Source organism: Streptomyces sp. NPDC093261 (assembly GCF_044753645.1).
Classification (GTDB): Bacteria; Actinomycetota; Actinomycetes; order Streptomycetales; family Streptomycetaceae; genus Streptomyces.
Genome location: NZ_JBIVNO010000011.1, coordinates 67042 through 86995, shown reverse-complemented (window position 1 = coordinate 86995; position 19954 = coordinate 67042). Strand labels below are relative to the sequence as shown.

Below are 19954 nucleotides of genomic sequence, written 5' to 3'. Positions count from 1 at the left end.
ATGACCGTTGGGCTCGTCCGTTCGGCGTCACCTGAAATAACGACGGCATCGGCCGACGCCATGCGCACTCGTTCCGCTTCAGCGTGTGAGCGGAGGAAATGACACCACGTCGCAGACGTGGCAAAACATACTGGTCAGAAGGGGTCGGGCTCCTGGGACCCCGGCCCCTTCGTCGATTCTGTGCCGGATCGGTGCTAAATATTGTGACTTGACGTCAGGAGCATTCAGGTGCCGTCGATGGTGGAGCGATGTCCGGCCTGTACCACCCGCACGACCAGCTCGCCGTTGTCGATCGTATAGATCACGCGATAGTCGCCGACCCGTAGGCGGCGGCGGTCGGGCTGGGAGGCGAGGGCTGTGGTGTTGAACCCCAGCGGGTCGGTCTCCAACTCGGCCGGCTTGGCCAGAATGCGGAGGGTGATGCTGGTGCATGGCGGCGCTGGAGGGTGTGCGGTGGGCCGCCGGTCAGTCCAGGGTGCTCAGCAGCGTTCGGCCCTCCTCCCGGGCGGCGGCCACCGCCGGCTCCCCGATCCCGCACAGGCGCAGGCACGACGACGCGATGGCCTCGGTGTCAGCCGCGTCCGGCTCACGGGAGCGCCGTATCTGGATGACGACCTCCACCAGCTGGATCAGCAGTTCGCCGAGCCGCTCGGCGGGCAGGGCGCGCGCGACGTCCTCGGTCGCCGCCAGGGCGCCCAGTGTGCCGTAACTGGACTGCAGACGGCCCCGCTCGGCCCGGAAGGCGTCGAACCGCTCTGCCCGCACTTCCGGCAGCAGATAGAGGGTGCCGATGTTGTACGGAGTGCGGGAGAGGGTGCGTACGTCCATGGCGGCCACGGCGTAGAGTGCGGCGGCCGCATCCGCTTGCTCGGGCACCAGGGCCCGGATCCGGTCCAGCATCTGCAGACTGGGCCGCACGGACGTCGCCAGCAACTCGGCGAGGATCTCCTCCTTGGTGGCGAAGTGGTAGTAGAGCGAGGCCTGCCTGATGCCGACCCGCTCGGCGATCATGCGGGTGCTGGTGCTGGTGATCCCATGGTCGACGAAGAGCGCCCCGGCGGCGTCGAGGATCTGTTCCCGGGCGGAGGTGCCGGGGTCGGACGGCGGCGTGTGCCGGGGCCTGCCTTGACGGGGACGCGTCGTCGTCATGGCCCCATCGTGCCACCAGGTGTCCGCCCTGCCGCCTCCGGTCACGCGGACGCCGCGTACGCCCGCCAGCCACCGAAGCGGGTGATGTCGGGCGCGCCCTTGACGGCGTACGGCTCGACGAGGAAGCCGCAGACCTGTCGCCCGTCGGCCAGCTCGACGGTGCCGATGGTCATCGGCGCGGGCACGGCGGCGGTCAACGCCCCGAACCCGGCAGCGGGCAGCCGCCAGATCTCGCCCTCGATGCCCATGCCCACGTCGCCGCCTGACGCCGTGGCGTGACCCGCCTGGGCGCAGGCGTCCCGCCCGCCCTCGGTGACCCGGAGCAGCCCGGGCTTGGGCGGCTCGGTGGCCAGGGCGTACAGCCGGTAGCCGCCTGCGGTGCGGGCCCGGCCGGTCAGGGTGGCGCCGGCCTGCACCAACTGGGCGTTGAGGGGCTGACCGGTGAGGTGGGCGCCGACCACGAACAGGTCGAGCCCGGGGTTGGCGAACCGCTCGGCCAGCGCGGCCAGGGCGCGGTCGGAGAAGGCCGGTCCGGTGAACATCACGCCGAACGGCAGGCCGTCCACGAACCCGGCGGGAACGGCGAGCGAGGCGCAGTCCAGCAGGTTGGCGAAGTTGGTGAACCGTCCCAACCGGGCGTTGGCGCCGACCGGGTCGGCCGCCACCTCGTCGAGGGTGGGATGCCAGGTGGTGGTCGGCGTCAGGAGAGCTGTACAGCCGTCGAGCACCGCGCGTCCGGCGGCGCCGAGCGCGGCGAGCCTGGCGGCGTCGGAGGCCCAGTCGGCGGCGGTCTTCTCCCGGCCTGCCAGCACGATGGCGGCCACGGTCGGATCGAGGTCCGCCCCGATCAGGTCGCGGTGCTTCTCCAGATGCGCGCCCACGGCGGCGTACCGCTCGGCGACGAACGCGCCGCCGTACAGCAGGTCCGCTGCCTGAAGCAGCGGGGTGATGTCGGTTTCGACGATCTCCGTCCCGGTGCTCGCCATGCGGGCGACGGCGGCGTCGAAGGCTTCGCGCCAGCCGTCGGCCATGCCGTTCAGATGCCCCCCGGCCGGCACGGCGATCCGCGGGCGCGCGGGGGGCGGCGGAAGCTGGGCGCCGGTGCGGGAGAGCGGATCGGCCGGATCGGGGCCTTCGGCGAACTCGACGGCGGCGCGGGCGAGTTGCAGGTCGCGGGCGAAGATGGTGACGCAGTCGAGGGTGTAGCAGGCGGGGACCACCCCGGTCACGGGCACCAGGCCCTTGGTGGGCTTGACGCCGACGATGCCGTTGAGGGCGGCGGGCACCCGCCCGGAGCCGGCCGTGTCGGTGCCGAGCGCGATGTCGGCGATGCCCAGCGCCACCGCGACGGCGGATCCGGAGGACGATCCGCCGGAGATGCGGGCCGCGTCCCAGGCGTTGCGCACCGCGCCGTAGGGGCTGCGGGTGCCGACCAGGCCGGTGGCGAACTGGTCCAGGTTGGTCTTGCCGAGCACCACCGCGCCGGCCGCGCGCAGCCGCGCCACGGCGGGCGCGTCGGCCTGCGGTTCGTAGGCGTACGACGGGGCGCCCGCGGTGGTGGGGAGGCCGGCCACGTCGATGTTGTCCTTGACGGCCACCACCAGGCCGGCCAGCGGCAGCGCCGGGTCGATGTCGGCCGCCTCGGCGAGCACCTCTTCGCGTGGCCTGAGGTGGATCCAGATCTCGGGCCGGCCGGCGTCGTCGATGCGGTCGTATGCGGCCTGGACGCGGGCGGTCGGTGTCATGGCGTTCATGCCCGCACCGCCGCGAGGATCTGGCCGGGGGCGACCTGTTCCCCGGGCTTGACGTAGATCTCCAGCAGCGTCCCGGCGGTGGGGGCGTTCACGGTGGACTCCATTTTCATCGCCTCCAGGGAGAGGATCGCATCGCCGCTCGCGACGGTGGCGCCTGGCTCGGCGGCGATCTGCCAGACGGTGGCGGTGTACGGCGCCGTGACCGGGACCGCCTGGTCCGGCAGAGTGACGGCAGCAGTGGCGGTCACGGGTTCGGGATCGTGGTCACGGTCGAACTCTCCGGCGGCTCGCCAGCGTTGCTTCTCGGCCTCGAAGGCGGTGCTCTGCCGTTGGCGGAACGCGGCGATCGAGTCGGCCTCCGCGGCCAGGAACGCGTTGTACTCGGCGATTGAGAAGGTGCCCTCCTCGGTAGGGAAGTCACCGCGCCCGGCGTAGGTCTCGGCCCGCAGTTCGAGGAGTTCCTCCGCGGTGACGGGATACCACTCGATGCGGTCGAAGAAGCGCAGTGCCCACGGCGAGTCCTGGAACAGGCCGCCCTTGCGGAACCGGTTCCATATCTGCACGGTGCGGCCGACGAACTGGTAGCCGCCGGGGCCTTCCATGCCGTAGATGCACAGGTAGGCGCCGCCGATGCCGACGGAGTTCTCCGCGGTCCAGGTGCGGGCCGGGTTGTACTTGGTGGTCACCAGGCGGTGCCGCGGGTCGAGCGGGGTGGCGACGGGGGCGCCGAGATAGACGTCGCCCAGGCCGAGCACCAGGTAGGAGGCGTCGAAAACGGTGCGGTAGACGTCGTCGGCGGTCCGAAGACCGTTGACCCGGCGGATGAACTCGATGTTCCACGGGCACCACGGGGCGTCGTCGCGCACCCCGGCCATGTACCGCTCGATGGCGAGCCGGGTCGCCGGGTCGTCCCAGCTGAGCGGCAGCCGCACCGTGCGGGAGGGGACCACCAGTTCGTCGCTGGGCGGGACCTCGTCCTCCAGCTCGCGCAGCAGGACGGCGAGGGCACCGGCCTTCAGCCGCCGGACGTCGGTGTGGATCTGGAGGGAGCGGATACCCGGGGTGACGTCGAGGATGCCGTCGGGCGCGTGCGCGGCGAGGGTCTCCTGCAGGGCGTGGACCCGCATCCTCAGGCCGAGGTCGAGGACCATGGGGCCGTACTCGACCAGGACGTTGTCGTCGCCGTCCCGGCGGTAGGTGACGGCGGGCCGGGCATCGGTGGCCTCCAGGCGGCCGAGTACGCCGTCGTCGCCGTCTCCGCCCGTGCTGATCAGCGTGGGGGAGGAGCGGCGGGCGTCGAGGGCGGCCGCCTCGGCTTCCCTGACCGGTACGAAGCGGACGGTGTCGCCGGGGCGGAGCTGGCCGAGTTTCCACAGGTCGCCGCTGGCGACCACCGCGGGGCAGACGAACCCGCCGAGGGACGGCCCGTCGGGGCCCAGGATGATCGGCGTGTCGCCGGTGAAGTCCAGGGCCCCCACCGCGTACGGCGTGTCGTGGATGTTGGAGGGGTGCAGCCCGGCCTCACCGCCGTCCTGGCGCGCCCACCGCGGCTTGGGCCCGATCAGGCGGACGCCGGTGCGGGCCGAGTTGTGGTGGACCTTGTAGTCCGTGGCGTAGAGGGTGTCGATGTCCTCGCGGGTGAAGAACTCGGGCGCCGCGTGCGGTCCTTCGGTGACACCGATCCGCCAGTGCGAGGTGATCGCCGGACGGCGCTCTGGCGGGGTGGGGCCGCCGCCGGCGGCCGGTGAGGCTCCGGGCCGCAGTACGTCTCCTGCGCGCAGCGCCCGACCGGCGTGCCCGCCGAAGCCGCCGAGGGTGAACGTGGAGGCGCTGCCCAGGTATTCGGGTACGTCGATGCCGCCCCGGACGGCCACGTAGCTGCGCAGTCCCGGCCCCCGGCAGGCGCCGACCACTACGGTGGTGCCGGCCGGGACCGTGACCGGCTCCCACAGGGCTACCGCGCTGCCGTCGACCGTGACCGGGACGGGAGCGCCGGTGACGGCGACCACGGTGGCGGCCGAGAAGCGCAGGGTCAGCCCGCCCGCGGTGACCTCCAGGCCCGGGGACTGGGCCGGGTTGCCGACGGCCAGGTTGGCCTCGGCGAAGGACACGGCGTCGAAGGGGCCGCTCGGCGGCACGCCCACGTGCCAGTGGCCGAGCCGGCCCGGAAGGTCCTGGACGGTGGTCATCGTGCCCGGCACCAGGACGTCGATGCGCGGCTCGGGGTCGACGGTGGTGGCGAGCGTGCTGGTGCTGTGCACCGCCTCGCGCACCTCGCCCCGCACGGCCAGCTCACGCAGCAGGCCCAGGTTGGTGACGATGCCGTCTATCCGGCTCGCGGCCAGGGCCTGGCCGAGCACGTCGAACGCGGCCTGCCGGGTGGGGCCCTTCGCGATCACCTTGGCGAGCATGGGGTCGTAGTACGGCGAGACCTCCAGACCGGTTTCGGCGAAGCCGTCGACGCGCACGCCGGGCATGTTGTCGACGCCCTGGCCGGGGAAGGCCGCCCGGGTGATCAGGCCCGAGGACGGCAGCGAGTCCTTGCCGGGGTCCTCGGCGTAGACGCGGGCCTCCACGGCATGCCCGGTGGGCGTCCACTCCCGCTCGAACACCGCGTCCTCGACCCCGCCGTCGCGGGCCAGGACGAGCATCAGTTCGACGAGGTCGACGCCGTACGCCTCCTCGGTCACCGGATGCTCGACCTGGAGACGGGTGTTGACCTCCAGGAAGGCGGCCTCCTCGCGCAGGGGGTCGTAGACGAACTCCACGGTCCCCGCGCCCCGGTAGCCGACCGAGGCGAGCAGCCGGCGCGAGCAGTCGTGCAGCAGTGCCCGCACATGAGGAGGCAGGGCCGGGGCCGGGGCCTCCTCGATCACCTTCTGGTTGCGGCGCTGCAACGAGCAGTCCCGGTCGCCGAAGACGGCGATCCGGCCGGTGCCGTCGCCGAAGACCTGCACCTCGACATGGCGGGCGGGGCGCACGAGGCGCTCCAGGAACACCCCGGCGGACCCGAAGTTGGACTCCGCGAGCGCCGCGACGCGCGCGAAGGCCCCGCGCACCTCATCGGCGGTGGCGCAGGCCTGCATGCCGATGCCGCCGCCACCGCCGGTGGCCTTGAGCATCACGGGCAGCCCGATCGAGGAGGCCGCGGTGACGGCCTCCTCGGCGCTCGCCAGCAACTCCGTCCCGGCCAGCAGCGGCACTCCGGCGGCCTTGGCCAGGGCGCGCGCGGTGTGCTTCTCACCGAAGGCCGTGATCTGGTCGGCGGTCGGTCCCGCGAAACGCAGACCGGCCTCCTCCACGGCACGCGCGAAGACGGCGTTCTCGGAGAGGAAGCCGTAGCCGGGGTGGATGATGCCCGCGCCATGGGCGAGGGCGGCCTCGATGATCGCCTCCCCGCGCAGATACGACGCGCGGGCGGGCGCCGGACCGAGGCGGACCGCGTGATCGGCCTCGCGGACGTGCGGGGCGGCCCGGTCGGCGTCGGAGAAGACGGCGACGGTGCCCAGGCCCATCCTCCTGGCGGTGCGGATCACACGGCGGGCTATCTCACCGCGGTTTGCGACGAGAACGGTGGTGGGGCGGGTCACGCGCCCTCCTTCGCGGTGCGAGCGGCTTGCGCGGACCGTGCGTCGACGTCGGCCGGCGCCGGCTCCACGACGATCATCCGCAGCGGAGTGGGGTTGAAGTCGTTGCACGGGTTGTTCATCTGCGGGCAGTTGGACACCATCACCAGCACGTCCGTCTCGGCGCGCACCGCGACTCGACGGCCCGGCGCCGACATGCCGTCCACGATGCCCAGCGCGCCGTCCGCCTCGACGGGCACGTTCATGAACCAGTTGAGGTTGGAGACGATGTCCCGCACCCCGAGGCCACGCCGCCCGGCCTCGGCGAGGAAGTTCTCACGGCAGCCGTGCTGGAACATCACATGATGGCCGTAGCGCAGGCTGTTGGACTCCTTGCCGCACGCGCCGCCGATGGTGTCCTGGCGGTCGACCTCGTTGGCGACGACGGTCATCAACGGGCGGCCCTCGCTGCTGCGCAGCACGGTGCCGGTGCGCACATAGGCGTTGCCCTGCCAGGCCAGGGTGTCGGAGACGCTGTAGCGCTCCTCGGGATCGTCCGCGTTGTAGAGCAGACAGTCGGCCGACTGGTTGCCGCCGACGTCGACGATCGTCAGGACGTGGCCCGCGCGTACCACCGCCGACCAGGGCGCGTTGGGGGCCACCGTCTCGTCCAGGACGACGGCGCCCTCGACCAGGCTCGCTCCCCGGTCCAGGGGGGAGCCCTCTGCGTACACGGCGCCCACGGGGACGGTGGAGGCGACCGTGCCGCCGGCGGCGGTCGGGTAGTTGACGGGCCTGGTCTCGGTCCGCGTGCTCCCCATGTCACAGCCCCCGGGCTTCGCAGTAGTCGACGGTGTTGAGGTAGGCACGGTGCAGTTCCGGAGTGGCGGTGAACCGCGGCTCGCCGGGGCCGGTCGGGGCACCGCGCCAGGCGTGGACCCGCAGTGGGCCGACCAGATAACCGGGACGAGGATCCAGCGGATGGGCGACATTGGCGACCAGCACCAGCAGGGGCATCTCCGCGACGAGTTCGACATGCGTGCCCGCCCCCGCGCTGCCCTGCCAGACCAGGGTGCCGTCCGCTTCGACGCGCACACCCTGGAAGAAGGACAGGCTGGGTGGCAGGTCGCGCCGGCTCAGACCGTGCTTGGCGGCCGCCTTGAGGAAGAGCCCGCGGCCGGACGGCGACGGCCCCTCGGGGCGGGCGTCACCGTACTTGCGCTCGTTCCAGGCGTCGGTGGTGGTGCCGCAGAAGGCGTCGTGCCGACCGGAGGAGTCGGCGCTGACCACCGCGAGGATCCGGCCGTCGCCGGACAGCAGCGGATGGTCCTGGCCCGGATACGCCTGCCACGACACCTTCTGGGTGTCGGCGACGTTCAGCCGCTCGACCGGCTCCAGGGCGTTGAAGAGCAGCAGGTGGGCGCAGGCGTCACCGCTCGGGTCGTCGAAGCGAAGCCGGGTGCCGCGGGCAAGGATCTTGTGCGTGTAGCCGCCGGGCGCCACCGTCTCGGCCCATACCAAGGCGGTCGCGTCCACTCCCGTCGGGCAGTACGGGCTGTCCGACGCCGGCAGGTACGGCATCCACGCGCCGGCTTGCCCGCCCTGGGCGCGGGCGTCGGCGCGGGCACTGTGGACAGTGTCGGTGAGGCGCAGATCACGGGCGCGCGTGGGCGTCCGCCCGGTCGGGTAGCGGCCGTGTGGCGGCACGGCGGTCGAGCTCTCGGTGCTGGTCATGGATGTCCCGTCGTCCCTTCGTTGGTACGTCATCGGTGCGTCCGCTCGTGTCACCCGGGCCCTCAGGCGGGCTCGGCGACGGCCTGCGCGTCGAGGGTCGGCTCGGTGTGCGTGTGCGGTACGTGCCTCAGCTCGATACGGCGGTGCAGCCGGCGGGCGAGGAAGTAACCGGCTCCGGCGGCCAGGCTGAGCCCGATGAACAGCAGGGCGCTCCACCGCAGCCACCAGGTGCCGCCGGTGAGGTCGTAGATCTCCGCACGGGGCCACATCAGATTGACCGTCATGCCGGCCTGGTAGAGCACGGCGAGCGTGTTGACCGCCACTCCCCACCGGCCCAGCGAGAACAGCGGCCGGCCGGTCTCGTCGACGCCCGCCGGCAACCCGCCGGTGCCCCGTTGCCGGATCCGGGTGACCAGCAGGGGCACCGTCACGCCCAGATAGGCCAGGTACAGCAGGGCGATGCAGAGGCTGGAGAGGGCGGTGAAGATCGCCGACTGGCGGATGTTGACCACGAGTGCGATCGCGGCGCCGACGCCCACCACGATCGACGTGGTGATCGGCGTACCGGTGCGGGTCGAGACCTTGCCGAGGTGCCGGTGGAAGGGCAGGGCGCCTTCGCGGGCCATGGAGTACATCATCCGCGCCCCGGAGGTCTGCACGGCCAGGGTGCAGGCGAACACCGCGACTGCCACGCAGCACAGCAGCAGTCGGCCCAGAACCCCGCCGAGCCGGTCGGTGAGCACCCAGGACAGACCACCGGCTGCCAGTTTTCCGTCGGTCAGGCTGCGCGCCGCCATCAGCCCCGACAGGATCAGCAACGCGCCGCCGCCGCCCGAGGTGATCAGCGCCCGCAGGATGGTCCGGGGAGTGGTCCGGCGCGGACTGTGGGTCTCCTCCGCCAGCTCGCCGGCCGAGTCGAAGCCGACCATCACGTACGCCGCCATCAGCGAGGACGCGAGGAAGGCCCCGAAGTAGCCGCCGTGGCCGGCCCAGCCGGTGGGGTGGGCCACCACCTGCGGAGGCCGCTCGGGCAGGAAGAAGAGGATCAGCACCAGCGCGAGCACACCGATGATCTCGACCGTGACGCCGAAGCTGGTGGCGGCGGCCATCTGACGGATTCCCAGGATGTTCACCAGCGTGGTGATCACCAGCAGGACGCATCCCAGCAGGACCGCGTTCTGCGCGCCGGTCGGGGAGCCCACCGACGGATCCGCGCCCGGACCGCCGACGATCTGGAACCCGGACCAGATGCCCGGCAGCACCGCCTGTGCCGCGATCGCGGCCGCGGCGACCGTGAGGATCTGCCCGATGATCATGATCCAGCCGACGAACCAGCCCATCGTGGTGCCGGCCAGCCGGCTCGACCACTGGTAGATCGCCCCGGATATCGGCCAGCGCGCGGCAAGTTCGGCGAAACACAGCGCCACCAGCAGTTGGCCCGCGAAGACCAGCGGCCAGGTCCAGAAGAACGCCGCGCCGCCGAGACCGAAGCCCAGCCCGAACAACTGGAAGACGGTGGTGAGGATCGACACGAAGGAGAACCCCGCGGCGAATGACGCGAAGCCGCCCACGCCGCGGCGGAGTTCCTGCTGGTAGCCGAAGAGGGAGGGGCCGGTCGTGCCACCGCCGCCGGGGTCCTGCGCAAGGGGGAGTTCGGGCCGGCTCATCGCCGCACCTCCGATCGGTCGACAGATACCTGTCGCTTGATAGGTATTGCGATCGTCGGCCGGACCGGTCTCACACCCGAGTCGGGGAAGTTAACTTCGTGTATCTGCGGACGAGCCGCGGATATGACGGCGCGTCAGCACTTTGCGGTGTTCCCGCAGCGGATTCTCCCGCGCGAGACACAGGACCAGTTCTCGCGCCGGCGCGGCAGCGTCGGTGGGGTGACGAAGAGGCTGACCAACCACTCGCCTCCTCGCCATCCCGTGGCCGAACAAGCAGGCCGGACACTGGGAGGGAAGAACTCGAACGAGTACGAGGTCTGGCCCGGTTCCGGTGAGAGGCGGGGCGGCGTCGGATTCATGCGGTCAACCCCTCCACGTGGGGTGCGACGGCCCTTGTCGATGTCGGCCCGTAGGAATCCTCGATGCGCTGCAGCACGCTCGCCGGATCGGCCGTGTACCCCTGGGCTCCGAGCCCCTCCAGCGCGAGAGAGGCAAGGGCGCACCCGAGCCTGGCGGACAGATCCGGTGGCTCCCCCCAGCACACCCCGGCCAGGAATCCGGCCCGGAAGGCGTCTCCGGCACCGGTCGGGTCCACGATCCGCCGTGGTGTCGCGGCGCGGACTGTGCGCGGGGCTTCACCTGCGGCCTCCATGCGGACGCCGGCCGCGCCGAGCGTGGTCAGCCACACCCCTACGCGGGACAGGACGTCAGCGCGCGACCAGCCCGTACGCTCCTGGAGCAGGGATGCTTCGTACTCATTGGTGAAAAGCCATCGCGCCCCGGTGACGAGCTGACGCACCTCGTCGCGGCGGAGCCGGGCCAGCTGCTGCGAGGGGTCAGCCGCGAACGGGATGCCCAGGGAGCGGCTTTGCTCGGTATGGCTGAGCATAGCGGCCGGGTCGTTCGGGGAGATGAGCACGGCACCGATGCCACCCGCCCGTCGTACCACCTGCTCAAGGTCGATGTCGCGTGCCTCCGCCATGGCCCCGGAGTAGAAGGAGGCGATCTGGTTCTCCTCCCTGTCCGTCAGACACACGAAGCGTGCTGTCTGATGTTGGGACGAGATATGCACGAAGTTCGTGTCGACTCCGCACTCCTTGAGCCGGATGCCGTACTCGCCGAAATCCCCGCCTGCCGCTCCGACCAGGACCGGTGCCTGGCCAAGGCTGCCGAGCCCGTAGGCGATGTTCGCAGCCACACCACCGTGCCGGATTTCCAGGTCATCGACGAGGAACGAGAGCGAGATGGTGCCGAGCTTCTCCGGGATGAGCTGTTCCGTGAACGTCCCGGGAAAGGCCATGAGGTGATCGGTGGCTATGGAACCGGATACGGCTACACGCACGATGACTCCTGGTGCTCGAGGGCGAGCGGACGTTGCGGCGGGTCTCCGCGCGCACGCGCAGCGGCTCACCGGTGGTCAGGCCGGCCTCGGCGTTGCCGGAACGACCGGAGGTGCGCTTGACATCCTCTGGGACGGACCACGGTGTGGTGACGGGACTTCGCGCGAGACTCCCGCGCGAACTGGACCCCGTCGCCGATCTCCACGCCGTTCATGGCCGGTATGTCCATGACGGCGGCGCCCAGGCGTCGGTCCCAGTCGACAGGGGTGCCAAACCGTCTGCGCCGGGGGCACCGCACTGGGCCGGCGTCCGGCTTCTCGGCACCGGCCGGCTTCGGGCACGCACCGGAAGGAGCCCTGGGGACGGCCAACTCCCCGAAGCTCGATCCCGGCCGTCGCCTTCATACAGGAACAGACCACCGCGCCCGGCGTGATGCGCGCGGCGGTCTCACGGTCACCGGTGTGCTGCGGCACGGGGCTGGCTCCGTCGAAGCCGTACCTCCGGCCGCCCGCGGTGCACGCATGCGGAGTCCGCCTTGCTGTCATGAGAACTGCGGAATCCTTCCTGCCGAGCTCGCGGACACCTCCGCACCGCGCAACTTTGAAGACCCGGCAAACGGCCATGGTAACGACGTCCAGCTCCCGTGTAATCAGGGTTAACCCTCAATTTCGGGGTTTCTTCGGTTGATTAATCGTCATGGGGAAACAGCGTTGACAGGCGCGCCGTGTTGCGTAGTACACTCACGCCGAATTGAGCTCAACTGGCAGTTGAGAAGATTCAACTGTAAATGACCGACGGGAAATAGTGACCGACGGGAGGTCAGGTGAATCATCAGTTCCTTGATCTGCTGGGCAGTTTCGGCAGCAGCGAAGCAATGATCTTCAATGGGTCTGCCTGCTCTTATGTGGACCTGGAGGGCATGGTTGCCTCCTGGGCGCGAGAATTCGATCGGTGCGACGTGCGTCCTGGGCAGGTGGTCTGCCTGGAAGCGGCCTATACCCCCGCTTCCTGTGGGGCTCTACTCGCGCTGATGGAGCGCCGGGCGATCGTCGTCCCTCTCGCTCCGTTGCCGACCGCGAAGCGGGCCGAGTTCCTCGACGTGGCGCAGGTCGAGAAGGTTGTCACCCTTGGCGCCGACGGCAGCCCGACGATCGCGCCGACCGAGGTCACGGCGTCCCACCCGCTGTACGGACGCCTCAGGCGGGCGGCGACCGGTGGCCTCGTCCTCTTCAGCTCCGGAACCTCGGGGCGTAGCAAGGCGTCCGTGCTCGACCTCTCCAGGGTGCTCGGCCGGTATGGTGCCCCGCGGCGGAGGAAGCCGAAGCGCACGTTGTGCTTCCTCACGCTCGATCACATCGGTGGCATCAACACGTTCCTGCACACTCTGAGTCAGGGCGGCACGCTCATCACCATTCCCGAGCGGACCCCGGAAGCGGTGTTCTCCGCCATCGAGCGGGATTCGGTGAACATCCTGCCGACGACCCCGACATTCCTCAACCTTGTACTCATCTCCCGCGCGTACGAGAGGTTTTCGACGCGATCACTGGAACTCATCACCTATGGTACGGAGCCCATGCCGGCGCACACATTGCGACGGCTGCATGACGCTCTGCCGGACGTCCGTCTCAAGCAGACCTACGGACTGTCCGAACTGGGCATCATGCCAACTCGGTCGCGCAGTGACGATTCCTTGTGGCTGGAACTGGGAAAGGCCGGCTTCGACTACAAGGTCATCGACGATGTGCTGTGGATACGCTCCGACATGGCCATGCTCGGTTACCTCAACGCTCCGGCCGAATTCGACGAGGACGGTTTTTTCAACACCCAGGACGTCGTCCAGCTCGACGGCGACTACCTGCGCATCCTCAGCCGGAAATCGGAGCTGATCAACGTCGGCGGGGAGAAGGTGTACCCGGGCGAGGTGGAGAATGTCCTGCTGGAGATGGACAACATCGCCGAGGCCACGGTGTGCGGTCTGCCGAGTCCGGTGACGGGAATGGTCGTGAAGGCCACCGTCCGGCTGGTCGAGGAGGAGGACCACCAACAGGTCTCCGCTCGCGTACGGGAATACTGCCGCAGCCGCCTGGAGCCGTACAAGGTGCCGCTCTCCGTGGAGGTCTCGACCGCGCGGCAGTACTCCGAACGCTTCAAGAAGATCAGGGCTTCCCGGTGAGCGGGGCCGACGACGAGCGTCGGGTCGCTCTGGTCAGCGGGGGGAGCAGAGGACTCGGCCGGCTGCTGGTTGAACGCCTGCTCGCCGACGGGTGGCGGGTGGCCACGTTCAGCCGCGAACCCGCCGTCGGCCTCGGTGTGGACGCCGCCGGCGGGGACGACGAGAGGGGATTCTTCTGGGGGCGCGCCGACCTGACGGACCCGGGCTCGCTGCGGGCGTTCGTCGCCGAGGCGCAGCGCCGGTTCGGACGCCTGGACCTCCTGGTGAACAACGCAGGCCGGCTCCACGAGGGCCTCCTCCTCACCACCCCGCTGACCAAGGTCGCGGAGGTGATCGCGGTGAACCTGACCGCCTCCGTCGTCCTCGCCCAGTGCTGCGCGAAGCCCATGGTCAGGAACGGCGGCGGAGTCATCGTCAACGTGTCGTCGATCAACGCGATCAGAGGCTTCCGTGGCGTGTCGGTCTACGCCGCGGCGAAAGCCGGCGTCGACGGCTTCATGCGGAGCCTGGCCCGGGAACTGGGCGCGTTCGGCATCCGGGTCAACTCCGTGGTGCCGGGCTTCTTCGACAGCGACATGACGTCACACGTGCCCGAACAGCAACGCAAACGCATCGAGGGCCGCACCCCGTTGGGGCGCCTTGGCACGGCACAGGAGGTCGCCGACGCCGTCCTCTTTCTCGCCTCTCCCGCTGCCCGGTTCATCACCGGACAGTCCATCGTCGTCGACGGAGGGATCACATGCTGAAGACCACCGAAGTCCGCACCATCGTGTACGAAGTCGTCACCGCCCTGCTGCGCGAGGACAGCCCCGAGGTTCCGGAAGTGTCCGGAGACCAGGAGCTGAGCGCCCTGGGCCTCAGCTCGCTGACGCTGGCCCGGCTGGTCATCGAACTGGAGGCGGCCACGGGGGTCGACCCCTTCTCCGAGGACGTGGTGCTCTCCGATGTCAGGTATCTCGACGACCTGGTGGGCGTATACGAGCGCGCCCTGGCCGCCCGCGGCGCCTGATGGACGGGAGAAGGAGATGTCCAAGCCTCCGAGGGAGAGCTTGATCGTCGTTGGCGACCGCTTCGAGGAGTTCCTGCGCAACCCGGGCACCATCGCGGCGTCGGCAGTGCTGGCACGTCTGGAGGCGGGGGACACCGGCGGCCTCGACCTGATGGCCGGTCAGGGGCTGTCCGCGGAACTGCTGGCGGAGCTGGACAAGCAATGGCCGGCGCAGAGGCCCGCCCCGCTGGAGCTGACCCACAAGCAGCGGATGAAGAACGTGATGGTCGGCGAACCGACGCGGGTCGACGGCCGCTACGAGGCTCCGCTCGTTCTCGACGAACGGTGCGAGACCCTGGAGGATCATCTGACGGGCCAGCACATTCCGGCCATCGCACTGACCGAGGCGGCCCGGCAGACCTGGACCGCGGTGACGGAGAAATTCTTCCCCACCGGCCTCGGCCCGGCGAGGTTCGTGATCGACGACTTCCACGCGTCGTTCCACGCCTTCGTCTTCCCGCTGCCCGCCACGCTCACCTACGAGGTGGTGGAGCACGAGCCGGGCGCCGTGCAGCACCGCTTCCACTCCGTGGTCCGCGTGCGCCAGTCGGGCGCCGTCGCGGCCCAGATCGAGGTCCGCTTCCGCCTCGTGGCCGAGAAGCTCGTGGACAAGCAGGAGGCCATGGCCGCGCGGCAGGCCGTGGCCGACTGCCTCCGCGGGTGAGCAGCACCACCCCTGTGACGCCACACAACCACCCACAGGCAAAGGAGTCAGTCAATCATGAGCTCCACCGGAAACATAGGGAACTTCACCACCGTGGACACGGCCCCGGACAGCGGCTGGTTCATCGGCTTCATGGACATCGCCAACGCGCTTCCCGAGTACCGCGTGATGAAGGACGAACTGGCGGCCGCCATGGGCGACCTGGCCGGCAAGACCGTCCTGGAGGTCGGTTGCGGCACCGGGGACGACGCCAGGGAGGTGGCCGCCCTGGTCGGTGAAGGGGGGAAGGTCGTGGCGACGGACCTGAGCACCACCATGCTGGAGGAGGCGCGACGTCGCAGCGCGGGGTCGACGCTGCCGGTCGAGTTCCAGGTCGCGGACCTGAGCGGTCTGGACTTCCCCGACGACACCTTCGACGCGGCCCGCGCCAAGCTCGTCCTGATGCACTGCGAGGACATCGAGAAGGGCCTCGACGAACTGGTCAGGGTGATCCGGCCCGGCGGCAGGATCGCCGTCTTCGACTACGACTTCGACACCACCATCGTCGATCACCCGGACACCGAGGCCACCCGCCGGGCCATGCGCTGCTTCTCCGACGGCCACCGCAACAAATGGAGCGGCCGCCAACTGCTTCGGCGGATGCGGACCAGGGGCCTTCAGGACGTCACGGTCTCGCCGCTCACCGTCGTCATGCCGTTCGGCTTCTTCCGCACGCTCGTCGCCGGCCGGCTCGCGAGCGCCCAGGAGAACGGTCAGCTCGGCCTCACGTCCGAACAGCTGGAGCAGTGGTGGCTGCCGCTCCTGCGGGCCGAGGAGGAGGGGACGTTCTTCGCCTCGTTCACCGGCTTCGTCGTCGGGGCGACCAAGCCGTGAGGAACGCACGGGCCGGTACGGGCGCCTACGCCTTCTTCGACGTCGACGACACGGTCGTACGGCTCAAGACCATGTTCAGCTACCAGGAGTACTACTACACGCACACCGGCCTTCTGCCTTCCGTCCTGGGACGGTGGCGTGCGCACAGGTACGAGGCGGCGCGCCGTCGCCATCTCGCGCAGGGCCGCCCCAGGGAGTTCATCAACCGGACGTACTACCAGACCTTCCGCGGCAGGCGCCCCGAGCGGGTGGCCGATCTCGCCCGGCGCTGGTACACGGAGGTGCGTCACCAGGGCGAAGGGCTTTACCTGCCGGGCGCGTTGCGCGCACTGCGGGAACGCCAGGAGGCGGGGGACGAGGTGGTCTTCGTGTCCGGCTCGATGGTGGACATCCTGCGGCCGATCGCCGAAGAACTGGGTGTCACCAGGATGCTGGCGACCCGGCTCGTCACGGAGGGCGGCCGCTACACCGGCGAGATCGTGCCGCCGCAGACCATCGGGCTCGGCAAGGCGGAGGCGGTCCGTTCCTTCCTGCGGGACTCGGGTGCGTCGCCCGCCGCGTGCTGGGCGTTCGGCGACGACCGCTCCGACCTGCCGATGCTCGCCGAGGTCGGCCATCCCGTGTTCGTCTCCGACCATCCCGAGATCGCCGAACTCGCCGACACGCACGGCTGGCAGCTGATCCATCCGTGACCCGTCCGAGGAAGGAGCCCATGAGCACGCCTACGTCCGATACGAGCACTCCCGAGTACCAGGAGTGGCTGCTTCACGACACCTGTCTGGTGGACGGCGAGTGGCGCGGCGCCGACGACGGCCGCACCTTCACGGTCACCGATCCGGCGACCGGCGAGGTGATCGCGTCGGTGCCCCTCATGTCCACCGCGGAGACCGAAACGGCCATCCGCGCGGCCGAGGCCGCTTTCGGCCCGTGGCGCACCCGCACGGCGAAGGACCGCGCCGCGATCCTCTGGCGCTGGGCCGCGCTGCTGCTGGAGCACCGCGAACAGTTGGCCCGACTGCTCACCCGCGAGCAGGGCAAGCCGCTGCCCGAGGCGCGCGGTGAGATCGCGTACGCCGCCTCGTTCCTCACGTTCTACGCCGCCGAGGCGGAGCGGGTACGAGGGGAGGTGATCCCGGCTCCGGCCCAGGAGAGCAGGATCCTGGTGCTGCGGCAGCCGATCGGCGTCGTCGGGTGCATCACGCCGTGGAACTTCCCGGCAGCCATGGTCACCCGGAAGGCCGCACCCGCACTAGCCGCCGGCTGCACCGTGGTCATGAAGCCCGCCGAGCAGACTCCGTTGTCGGCCCTGGCCATCGCGGCCCTCGGCCGGCGGGCCGGGGTGCCGCCCGGCGTCCTCAATGTCATCACGGGGGATGCGCCGTCCATCGGCCGGGCCCTGTGCGACAGCCCTGCCGTACGGCTGCTGTCCTTCACCGGCTCCACCGAGGTGGGCAGACTCCTCGCCGCCCAATGCGCGTTCACAGTGAAGAAGCTGTCCCTGGAACTGGGCGGCAACGCTCCTTTCCTCGTCTTTCCGGATGCGGATCTGGAGGCAGCGCTGGACGCGGCGGTGCTCTCCAAGTTCCGGCACAGCGGGCAGACCTGTGTGTGCACCAACCGGTTCCTGGTCCACGACGACCTGTACCCGGAGTTCACCGAGCGGTTCGCCGACAGGGTCGGCAGGCTGACGGTCGGCAGAGGCGATCGACAGGGCGTCGACGTGGGGCCGTTGATCGACCAGGACGGCCTGGCGAAGGTGGCGGCCCATGTGGCCGACGCGGTGGCGCAGGGCGCGGAGGTACTGGTCGGTGGCGGCAGGCACAAGGAGGGCGGGACGTTCTTCGAGCCGACCGTGCTGCGCGGGGTCACCCCGGGGATGCGCGTCATGCGCGAGGAGACCTTCGGCCCGGTGGCCGCGGTCGCCTCGTTCCGTACCGAGCGGGAGGCCGTGGACCTGGCCAACGACAGCCGTTCGGGGCTCGCGGGCTACGTCTTCACCCGCGACCTGGCCAGGGCCTGGCGGGTGACGGAGGCGCTGGAGGTGGGCATGGTCGGCCTCAACACCGGCTTCCTGTCCGTGGAGACGGCGCCTTTCGGGGGAGTGAAGGAGTCCGGTCTCGGCAGGGAAGGATCCCACCACGGCATCGAGGAGTTCCTGGAGCTGAAGTTCTGGCACATCGGTGGGCTCAGCTCTCCTGATGCAGCAGCAACTTCCTGAGCAGAGAGACCAGTTGCGCCCGGTCGGCCTCCGAGAGGGGGTCGACCAGGCCCGTGCCGGCCTGTGCGTGGACGATCACGGCCTTGGCGGTGACCGCCAGGCCCTGATCCGTCAGCGCGGCCAGCAGCGAGCGACGGTCGCCGGGGTCGAGCCGACGGGAGACGAATCCGCGTTTTTCGAGCCGGGTGAGGCGTTTGGTGAGGCCGCCGGAGGAGATCAGCAGCGACCGGTTCAGCACGGCCGGGGCCAACTCGTGCGGTGGTCCGCTGCGCAGCAGCGTCGCCAGCACGTCGAACTCACCGGGATCGAGGCCGAACTCCGCGAGTGCCTCGGCGTGGCGCTGCTCGAGGTTGCGCGCCACCCGCGCGATCCGCTTCGCCACGGCCATGGAAGCGAGCGGCAGCTCGTACGGCGATTGCTGCCACTGCCGCAGCAGCACGTCGATGGCGTCTTCACGATCCACGTCACCCAGGCTACCAGCTCCCTTCCCGGAAAGTACCTTCCCGGGAAATTGCTTCTCGGAAAGATATAAGCTAGCATGCAAACCATGCGAGCTTCCCGTGCGGACCATGTCCCCCTGTCCACAGAGCCGTTATCACCCGCTCAGGCCCCCACGCGGCGGGGCGGCGCGCTGGCCGTCGGCTTCATCACCCTGCTCGTCGTGGGAACCGACCTGTTCGTGGTCTCCCCCCTGCTGCCCGCCATCTCACGACACTTCCGCGTCTCACCGGGCGCCGCCGGCAACGCGGTCACGGTCTTCTCGATCGTCTACGTGCTGGGCGCACCCGCCTTCGGGTCCCTCGCCGACCGGATCGGGCGCCGCAAAGTCCTCGCGGCGGGCCTGGTCGGCTTCGCCGTGGCCAACGTCCTGACCGGCCTGGCCCCCTCCTTCGCGGTACTCCTGCTGGCCCGGGTCCTGGCCGGACTGACGGCGGCCGCCGTGAGCCCCTCGGTCTACGCACTGGTGGGCGCCGCGGCCCCCGCCCACCGGCGGGGCGTGTGGATGTCCACCGCGGTGGCGGGCTTTTTGATCTCCCTGACCACCGGCGCTCCGAGCGGCACGGCTCTAGCCGCCGTGTGGGGCTGGCGCGCCGTGTTCGTGATCCTCGCCCTGCCGGCCGCGGCCCTGGCCGTGGTCAACCTGGCCGTGTGGCCCGACATGCCGAGGCCGGGCGCCTCCGCCGCCACGGCCCCCGTTCCCATCGGCCTCCTCACCCGGGCCAGGGCCGTCGCGGTCACCGGACTCTGGGCCTTCGCCGTCTACGCGCTCTACACCTATCTCGGCACCGGGCTGCGGACGGACGCCAAGCTCTCGACCGGCCCCGTGGCCCTGGCGCTGATCGTTTTCGGTGTCGGCGCGGTCGCCGGCAGCTTCGGTGGAGGCAGGCTGGCGGACCGGTTCGGAGCGAGGGGGGTCGCCACGGCCAGCCTCGCGCTGGTAGGGGTGATGATGCTGCTGCTCGACCTGGTGGTGCGCGCCCCGGTACCGCTGCTCATGATCGCCCTGTTCCTCTTCGCCCTCTGCGCCTACCCGTGCCTGCCCGCCTACCAGGCCCAGTTGGTGTCCTCCTTCCCGCAGCACGGCGGTTCGCTGCTGGCGTGGAACAGCAGCTGCATGTACCTGGGAACGGCGCTCGGATCGGCGGCGGGCAGCGCCCTGCTGTCCATGGCCGGTTTCCGCGCGATCCCCCTCGCGGGCGCGGCAGTGGCATTCCTCGGCGCCTTCTTCTGCGCCTTTTGGGCCATCTCCCGGAAATCGGAATGAGGG

At 70.3% G+C, this 19954-nt stretch carries 16 protein-coding genes and 1 pseudogene; 8 read left to right on the top strand and 9 right to left on the bottom strand.

Annotated features, from left to right (window positions below):
• Positions 1 to 224: 224 nt before the first annotated feature.
• The 8 genes and pseudogenes from ACIP94_RS23195 to ACIP94_RS23160 form a co-directional block, all read right to left on the bottom strand.
• Positions 225 to 422, bottom strand: a pseudogene (locus ACIP94_RS23195) (type II toxin-antitoxin system RelE/ParE family toxin); the annotation flags it as partial.
• Positions 423 to 465: 43 nt separating this feature from the next.
• Positions 466 to 1149 carry a TetR/AcrR family transcriptional regulator gene (locus ACIP94_RS23190; protein ID WP_402428707.1) on the bottom strand — a complete coding sequence of 228 codons (684 nt, stop codon included), beginning with the start codon at positions 1147 to 1149 and terminating at the stop codon, positions 466 to 468.
• 41 nt (positions 1150 to 1190) lie between these two features.
• Positions 1191 to 2894 carry an allophanate hydrolase gene (locus ACIP94_RS23185; protein WP_402429074.1) on the bottom strand — a complete coding sequence of 568 codons (1704 nt, stop codon included), beginning with the start codon at positions 2892 to 2894 and terminating at the stop codon, positions 1191 to 1193.
• Positions 2895 to 2899: 5 nt separating this feature from the next.
• On the bottom strand, positions 2900 to 6493 hold the full coding sequence (uca, locus tag ACIP94_RS23180) for an urea carboxylase (protein WP_402428704.1): 3594 nt from the start codon (positions 6491 to 6493) through the stop codon (positions 2900 to 2902).
• A complete protein-coding gene (locus ACIP94_RS23175; protein ID WP_402428701.1) occupies positions 6490 to 7290 on the bottom strand; it encodes an urea amidolyase associated protein UAAP2 in 801 nt (266 codons plus the stop codon). The genes uca and ACIP94_RS23175 overlap by 4 nt, the downstream gene beginning before the upstream one ends.
• 1 nt (position 7291) lies before the next feature.
• Positions 7292 to 8203 (bottom strand): urea amidolyase associated protein UAAP1, encoded by a 912-nt coding sequence (locus tag ACIP94_RS23170; RefSeq protein ID WP_402428698.1) that lies wholly within the window; start codon positions 8201 to 8203, stop codon positions 7292 to 7294.
• A gap of 62 nt (positions 8204 to 8265) precedes the next feature.
• Positions 8266 to 9870 carry an amino acid permease gene (locus ACIP94_RS23165; RefSeq protein WP_402428695.1) on the bottom strand — a complete coding sequence of 535 codons (1605 nt, stop codon included), beginning with the start codon at positions 9868 to 9870 and terminating at the stop codon, positions 8266 to 8268.
• 355 nt (positions 9871 to 10225) lie between these two features.
• The gene (locus ACIP94_RS23160; RefSeq protein WP_402428692.1) at positions 10226 to 11212 is read right to left on the bottom strand and encodes a carbohydrate kinase family protein; all 987 of its coding nucleotides are present in this window, start codon (positions 11210 to 11212) and stop codon (positions 10226 to 10228) included.
• An 821-nt stretch (positions 11213 to 12033) separates the two neighbouring features.
• Here ACIP94_RS23160 and ACIP94_RS23155 point away from each other — a divergent pair.
• Genes ACIP94_RS23155 through ACIP94_RS23125 form a run of 7 tightly spaced genes read left to right on the top strand, consistent with a single transcriptional unit; the run spans position 12034 to position 18186 of the window.
• Positions 12034 to 13383: a fatty acid--CoA ligase family protein gene (locus ACIP94_RS23155; protein WP_402428689.1), complete on the top strand. Its 1350-nt coding sequence runs from the start codon at positions 12034 to 12036 to the stop codon at positions 13381 to 13383.
• Positions 13380 to 14129, top strand: a complete 750-nt coding sequence (locus ACIP94_RS23150; RefSeq protein ID WP_402428686.1) for an SDR family NAD(P)-dependent oxidoreductase — start codon at positions 13380 to 13382, stop codon at positions 14127 to 14129. Before ACIP94_RS23155 ends, ACIP94_RS23150 begins: the two co-directional genes overlap by 4 nt.
• Positions 14123 to 14392 (top strand): phosphopantetheine-binding protein, encoded by a 270-nt coding sequence (locus ACIP94_RS23145; RefSeq protein WP_402428683.1) that lies wholly within the window; start codon positions 14123 to 14125, stop codon positions 14390 to 14392. Before ACIP94_RS23150 ends, ACIP94_RS23145 begins: the two co-directional genes overlap by 7 nt.
• 16 nt (positions 14393 to 14408) lie before the next feature.
• On the top strand, positions 14409 to 15095 hold the full coding sequence (locus ACIP94_RS23140) for an AfsA-related hotdog domain-containing protein (protein WP_402428680.1): 687 nt from the start codon (positions 14409 to 14411) through the stop codon (positions 15093 to 15095).
• A 57-nt stretch (positions 15096 to 15152) separates the two neighbouring features.
• Positions 15153 to 15968, top strand: a complete 816-nt coding sequence (locus ACIP94_RS23135; RefSeq protein WP_402428677.1) for a methyltransferase domain-containing protein — start codon at positions 15153 to 15155, stop codon at positions 15966 to 15968.
• Positions 15965 to 16660 (top strand): HAD family hydrolase, encoded by a 696-nt coding sequence (locus ACIP94_RS23130; RefSeq protein ID WP_402428674.1) that lies wholly within the window; start codon positions 15965 to 15967, stop codon positions 16658 to 16660. The genes ACIP94_RS23135 and ACIP94_RS23130 overlap by 4 nt, the downstream gene beginning before the upstream one ends.
• 20 nt (positions 16661 to 16680) lie before the next feature.
• A complete protein-coding gene (locus ACIP94_RS23125; RefSeq protein WP_402428672.1) occupies positions 16681 to 18186 on the top strand; it encodes an NAD-dependent succinate-semialdehyde dehydrogenase in 1506 nt (501 codons plus the stop codon).
• Here the strand turns inward: ACIP94_RS23125 and ACIP94_RS23120 are convergent.
• Positions 18155 to 18649, bottom strand: coding sequence for a MarR family winged helix-turn-helix transcriptional regulator (locus ACIP94_RS23120; protein ID WP_402428668.1), 495 nt, complete (start codon positions 18647 to 18649; stop codon positions 18155 to 18157). The genes ACIP94_RS23125 and ACIP94_RS23120 overlap by 32 nt on opposite strands.
• A gap of 84 nt (positions 18650 to 18733) precedes the next feature.
• Between ACIP94_RS23120 and ACIP94_RS23115 the strand changes: the two genes are divergently transcribed.
• The gene (locus tag ACIP94_RS23115) at positions 18734 to 19951 is read left to right on the top strand and encodes an MFS transporter (protein ID WP_402428665.1); all 1218 of its coding nucleotides are present in this window, start codon (positions 18734 to 18736) and stop codon (positions 19949 to 19951) included.
• The last annotated feature ends 3 nt before the right edge of the window (positions 19952 to 19954 follow it).